This window comes from Curtobacterium sp. B18 (assembly GCF_000333375.1).
Classification (GTDB): Bacteria; Actinomycetota; Actinomycetes; order Actinomycetales; family Microbacteriaceae; genus Curtobacterium.
This window is the reverse complement of record NZ_BACZ01000257.1, coordinates 1-6,178: the sequence shown is the minus strand read 5'-3', so window position 1 is coordinate 6,178 and position 6,178 is coordinate 1. Positions and strand designations below refer to the sequence as shown.

The following is a 6,178-nucleotide window of genomic DNA, read 5'->3' as shown; positions in this document are numbered from 1 at the left end:
GTACTTCGCGAACTGGCCGGCGTAGCAGCCGATGCCGGCCTGCTTGGCGATGTCGCAGTCCTTCATCATGTCCGCCCACGTGGTCGGGGGCGTCTTGACGAGGTCCTTGCGGTAGTAGAGCAGCGCGCCGTCGGAGGTCTGCGGTGCCGCGTACAGCGTGTCGTTGTACGTCGCCGTCTTCACGGTGGCCGGCAGGAGCTTCGACGTGTCGATCTTCATGCTGCCGGTGAGCGGCGTGAGCCAGCCCTTCGCGGCGAACTCGGCGGTCCAGACGACGTCGACGTCGACGACGTCGTAGTTGGCGTCCTTCGCCTGGAAGTGCTGGACGAGGTCGTCGTGCTGCTGGTCGGCCTGGTCGGACTGCTCCTTGAAGGTGACCTTCTCGTCCGGGTGGGCCTTGTTCCACTTCGCGATCAGCGGGCGGACGACGTTCGAGTTGTCCTTGCCCTGCACGTAGGTGATGGGTCCGCGGCTGTCCTGGCCGCTCTTGGCGTCGTCCGATGCCGAGCTGCCGCTCGAGCACCCGGTCAGCACGAGGCCGATGACCGCGACCCCAGCAACGGATGCGAACCGCACCCTGGCGCGTGTTGTCTTCACAGCGATGTCTCCTCATCGAGATCACCAGGAGACGTCGATCGGGTGACGACGACGCTGCCTGGAGCAGGCGACGCTGCCTGCTGGAGGAGGAAGCTACGCCCGCTCTCAGCCGTACGCAACCGGTTGCAACGACTCCGTGACCTGGTCGTGACCTCCGTGCGACGTTCGGTTTTCCGGAGTGAGCGCTCACCGTTCCCGCGGCGACTTCGCCCGGTCGTGCGGGGTTCCGCACGATCACCGCCAGCGGCACCGCTGCCCGTTGTCGCGGTCACCCCGGCCGACCTAGCGTCCACACCATGGCCACCACCAGCACCGCTCGTGCACTCCCCGCACCCCGACGCGTGATCGACGTCGACCTCGACGCGCCGCTCCCCCGCCTCGTCGCGGACGGGACGGGTTCCTCCGCGCTGGTGATCGGTTACCGCGGCGGACACCCGACGGGCACGCTCGACGTCGAGCTGACCGACGACCCCGCGGACGCAGCCCGGGCCCTCGGAGCACTCCGCGAGACGGTGCTCGCCGACGTCGAGCCGGTACCGGACGCCCTGCTGCCGGTGATCTCGGTGGTCGTGTCCACCGTCGTCGACCGCGTCGAGGACCTCGGCGACCTGCTCGACGTGCTCGAGCACCTCGACTACCCCGACCACGAGGTCATCGTGGTCGACAACCGGGTCCGCGTACCCGCCGACGACCGGCTGCCGGCACTCCTCGCCGGCCGGGACGTCCGCCTCGTCACGGAGCGCCGGCCAGGACTATCCGCCGGCCGCAACGCCGGCGTCGCGGCCGCGCGCGGCGATGTGGTCGCGTTCACCGACGACGACGTCCGGGTCGACCCGCAGTGGCTGCGGGCGCTCGGCGCACGGTTCGTCCGCGAGTCCGACCTCGACGCGGTGTCCGGCGTGATCCTCCCGACCGAGCTCACGACCCCCGCGCAGATCTGGTACGAGGCGTACTACGGCGGGTTCAGCGGCGAGCGCACCTTCGCACCCGTCACGATCGTCCCCGACGACGTCCCCGGCACCATGCGGCACGCGCGGGTGCAGGCGGTCCGCCCGGACGGCTCCGTCGCGAAGCACTTCGCCGTCTACGGCATCGGTGCCTACGGCGCCGGTGCGAACATGGCGTTCCGACGGTCGGTGATCGAGGCCGTCGGCGGCTTCGACACCACGCTCGGCGCGGGTTCACCGGCCCGCGGCGGCGAGGACCTGGCGATGTTCGTCGAGACGCTCTGGCGCGGCGGACGCGTCGGCTTCGAGCCCCGGGCGGTCGTGCACCACCGGCACCGCCGGACCATCGAGGACCTGCACAAGCAGCTGCACGGCAACGGCGTCGGGTTCACCGCGCTGATGTGCGCCCTCGCCGCCAAGGACCGCCGACACGTCGCGGTGCTCGCCCGTCTCGTGCCCGCCGCCGCGATGGTGAAGCTCCGCGAGACGATCGGCCGACTCCGCTCCGGCAGCGCCCCGGCCCCGGCTCCCGCGCCGGCCACCGTCGACACCCCGCGTGTCGACACCGTGCCGGTCGCCGCCGTCCCGGACGCCGGTGTGCCGCGGTCGCTCGCGTACCACGAGCTCCGGGGGTTCCCGGCGGGCCCGGCAGCGTGGTTCCGCAGCCGCCGTCGGTGGCGCGACGTCGAGGCCGGCCGCTTCCACGCCGGCTGAGCGCCCTGCCGCCGCCGGACGCGCGTCCTCCTGCCCCGTAGGATCGGTGCAGCTACCCGTACTGGACGGGTCGGAGGAGGACGCATGCCGCTGGGGCCCACACCTGTGCTCGAGGCGACGACCGCGCCGGTGCTCCGGGTCGCGACCGAGACCGCCGTCTGCGTGTGCGGGCACGTGCAGGACGCCCACGAGCACTACCGACCGGGCAGCGACTGCGCCCTCTGCGACTGCCCGCGGTACCGTCGCAGGCGCTGACCGCCGCAGGCTGCGTCCCGTGCGGACGGTGACGGTCCGGACGTCACCCGCTGCGGGAAACCGCCGCTTCCCCGCACCCGCCCCGGAGCCGCCTTGTCGGTGCCCGGACGGCCCTGTTCACTCGAGACATGGCCAACTCCCCCGCGTCGCTCGCGTGCATCGTCCTCGCCCACGAGGACCCGCAGCACGTCCGCCGACTCGTCGAGGCTCTCGACCCGTTCCCGGTGTTCCTGCACGTCGACGCGCGGACGCCGGCGGACGTGCACCGCGCCATGACCGCGGGACTGCCGGACCGCGTCCGGCTGCTCCCTCGGCTCCGCACCGGCTGGGCGAAGTGGGAGAACGTCGCCGCCGAGGTCTCCGGCTACCGCGCCGCGCTCGCTGAGACCGGCGCCGCGCACGTGGCGGTGCTCACCGGCAGCGACTACCCGCTCGCGAACCCCGCCGAGATCACCGCGCTGCTCGACGCCCACCCGGACGAGTCCTTCCTCATCCCGCACCCGCTCCCGCACGCGGCGTGGGGCGCCAGCGGCGGGGTCGCCCGCATGCGGTACCCGCACTGGGCGTGGCGGAAGCACATGATCCGCGTGCCGATCCCCCGCCGGATCCCCCGCGACGTCGTGCTCACCGGTGGGTCGCAGCTGAAGGTCCTCAGCGCCGCCCACGCGGCCGCCGTGGTCGCGGTCGTCGACAGCCGCCCCGACCTCGTCCGGTTCTGGCGCCGCACCTGGATCGCCGACGAGTCCTTCGTCCCCACGGTCCTGAACTCGCCGGCACTCGTCGACGGCTTCGCCGAGGAGCACGTCCCGCACACCCTGTGGTGGATCGGGTGGGACGGCTCGAAGATGAAGAGCCCGCCGTGGCTCACGCTCGCGCACGCGGGTCGGCTGCTCGAGCGCTGGACCTCGGACCCGACCGCGATGCCGCACCTCTTCGCCCGGAAGTTCTCGACCGCTGCGAGCTCGGAGCTCCTCGACCTCGTCGACCAGGCGTTCGAGCTGCGCCAGCACGTCCGGACCCCGGAGGTGGGTGTCTCGTGACCGTTCCGCAGACCCGTCGCGAGGCCCGCCACGCCGCGGACTCCCCGCTCGACGCCGCCACCGCTCCCCCCACCGCCGCCTCCGCTCCCGGTGCCGCTCCCACGGCGAGCGCCCAGGCCGCCGCAGTCGAGGCGGGCGAGGCGGCCGCCGCGGTCGAGGCCGCCGCGCACGCCGTGCCGGACACGGGCAGCACCGCCGTGCAGAAGGGCGCCTCGGTGCTCTTCGGCCGCGGGCTCCTGTACGTCGTCGTGTGGTCGATGCAGCTCGTCGTGAGCTCCCTGATCTCGCCGGTCCTCGCGCACCTCATGCCGCTCTCCGAGTTCGGCGTGCTCGCCTCCGCGATCGCGCTGTACCAGGCGCTCGTCGTGCTCGCGGTCGCGGGACTCGACCAGGCGTCCGTGCTGCAGCGTGCCGAGGACGGTGACGACCGCAAGGCCCGTGGGCTCATCGCGGTCGGCATCGTCCTCGCAGCGGTCGTCACCGCGACCGCGATCGCCACGATCCCGGTCTGGGGCGACGTGGCCGGGTTCGTCGACGAACACCCGATCCTGCTCGTCGCCGTCCTCTGGATCTTCCCCGCCGCGGTCGTGCAGCTGTCCCTGGCGATCCTGGTCGCCCAGGACCGGATCCGCGTCTTCGCGGTCACGAGCCTGCTCTCGTCCGTCGGCGGCTCGATCATCGGGCTCGGCCTGCTCGTGTTCGTGCACGCCGACGCCACCACGTACGCGTGGGGCGGCGTGTTCGCCCAGGCCGCGGCCATGGTGATCGGCTTCGCGGCGACGCGGCCGCGGTTCTCCGGCCTGCTCGACCGCCGGACCACCGCCCGCGCCTTCAAGCTCGGCATCCCGATCGCCCTCGGCAACCTGTCCTACTTCGTGCTGAACGCCGGCGACCGCATCGTCGTGCAGCGGCTGCTCGGCCCCGACGAGGTCGCGCGCTACCAGATCGCCTACGTCGTCGGGTCCGCCGTGATCCTCCTGCTGACCTTCACCAACCAGGCCTGGGCACCGCACTTCGCCGCGCTCCGGGACGCCGTCGCCCGCCGTCACCTCGCGCTGCACGCCCGCGACCAGCTCTACCTGCTGCTCGCCCCGGTGCTGCTCGCGGTGACCCTCGTGTCGCCCGTGGCGCTGCCGATCCTCGCGCCGGCGTCGTACCGTGTGCACGAACTCACCGTCGTGGTCTTCATCGTCGCGCTGACCGCCTTCCCGGTGATCGCGAGCGGTGCGACCGGACGCCTGCTCCTCGTGGAGCGGCGCGGCGTTCCGGTCGGCGTGATCGCGGGCGTGGCCGGTGCCGTGAACATCGGCGCGAACCTGCTCCTGGTCCCGCTGCTCGGCATCGCCGGCGCCGGGGTGTCCACGTGGTCGCGTACATGGTGCTCGCCGCCCTGCAGCAGTTCTCGCTGCCCGACCGCCGTGAGTGGCGCGCCCGCGGGCGCGCACGGTCCTCGTGCTCGCCGCCGTCGTGGTCGTCGCCGGGGTGTCCGTCCTGGTGCCGCAGGACCTCGCGTGGAACATCGTCCGCGTCGTCGGTGTCGTCGGCTGCCTGCCCTGGTTCGTCAGCCGTCTGAAGATCGCCCGCGGAGGGACGCCGTGACGGACTCGCCGCCCCGCTCCGGGCGCCGGCTGCGGATCGCCGCCGTCACGAACGGGCTCGCCATCACCGGCGGGGTCGAGCGCTGCGTCCTCGAGGACACCCGCGAACTCGTCCGCGCCGGACAGGACGTCGAGGTCTGGCACCGAGGCCACCTCCCACCCGCGACGGACGGCACCGAGCCCGGCAGCGAGCTGTACGACGACCTCGGCGTCACGACGCACCCGACGCGCGACCGGTCCTTCGGCGTCCGCACCGCGGCCCGCGACGTCTGGAGGTTCGTCCTCGACGGCGTCCGCCTCCGCCGCTCCCGCCCCGACGTCATCTGGCTGAACCGGCCGGAGCACCTGCCGTGGGGCCGTGTGGCATCGGTGGTGTCCGGCGTCCCCCTCGTCGTGCACCTGCACCACGCACCGAACTACCGACGGCTGGGCCCGATCGCCGGCGGCCGCACCCACTACCTCGCGGTGTCGCACGCGATGGCTCGCGCCTGGGCCGCAGCCGGCGTCCCGGCCGCCCGGATCACGGTCGTCCCGAACGGCGTGGACACCGCGCTGTTCCCCGCGGCGACGCCGTCGGCCACCCTGCGTGCCCGCCGGTCGCTCGGCCTCGACGACGACACCCGCACCGTGCTCTACTACGGACGACTCACCCGGTCCAAGGGTGTCCTCGCGCTCCTCGACGCCTGGCGTCTCGTGCTCGAACACGACGCCGCGCACCAGCGTGCGGTCGTCGCACCGACGCCCGCCGAGGGGCGCTCCCCGACGCCCGGCCCCGTCCACGCACCCGCCGCCCTGCACGCGCGCCGCCCGCCCGTGCTCGTGCTCGCCGGTGCGGCCGGCCCGGACGACGCCGAGGAGGTCCGACGCGCCGTCGCGTCCCTCCCCGCGGGCTCCGTCGTGCTCCTGCCGGAACGGGACGACGTCGTCCCCCTGCTGCACGCGGCGGACATGGTCGTCGTCCCCTCCATCGAAACGGAGGGCTTCGGCCGGGTGTTCGTCGAGGCGATGTCCGCCGGACGGCCGTCGT

General features: G+C 73.3%; 5 protein-coding genes. 4 read left to right on the top strand and 1 reads right to left on the bottom strand.

Features of this window, described 5'->3' with window-relative positions; all coding sequences use genetic code 11:
• On the bottom strand, nt 1–597 hold a 597-nt coding region (locus I5E_RS06530; protein WP_261974873.1), incomplete at its 3' end, for an extracellular solute-binding protein.
• Nucleotides 598–893: 296 nt separating this feature from the next.
• Between I5E_RS06530 and I5E_RS06525 the strand changes: the two genes are divergently transcribed.
• From I5E_RS06525 to I5E_RS06510, 4 genes are all read left to right on the top strand, one after another.
• Nucleotides 894–2,258, top strand: coding sequence for a glycosyltransferase (locus I5E_RS06525; RefSeq protein ID WP_022906280.1), 1,365 nt, complete (start codon nt 894–896; stop codon nt 2,256–2,258).
• A gap of 84 nt (nt 2,259–2,342) precedes the next feature.
• Nucleotides 2,343–2,513, top strand: a complete 171-nt coding sequence (locus I5E_RS25290; RefSeq protein WP_187290469.1) for a hypothetical protein — start codon at nt 2,343–2,345, stop codon at nt 2,511–2,513.
• A gap of 128 nt (nt 2,514–2,641) precedes the next feature.
• Nucleotides 2,642–3,553: a beta-1,6-N-acetylglucosaminyltransferase gene (locus I5E_RS06515; RefSeq protein WP_022906278.1), complete on the top strand. Its 912-nt coding sequence runs from the start codon at nt 2,642–2,644 to the stop codon at nt 3,551–3,553.
• Nucleotides 3,550–6,178 (top strand): oligosaccharide flippase family protein (locus tag I5E_RS06510; RefSeq protein WP_031261743.1); only part of this gene is annotated, 2,629 nt, incomplete at its 3' end. The genes I5E_RS06515 and I5E_RS06510, both read left to right, overlap by 4 nt.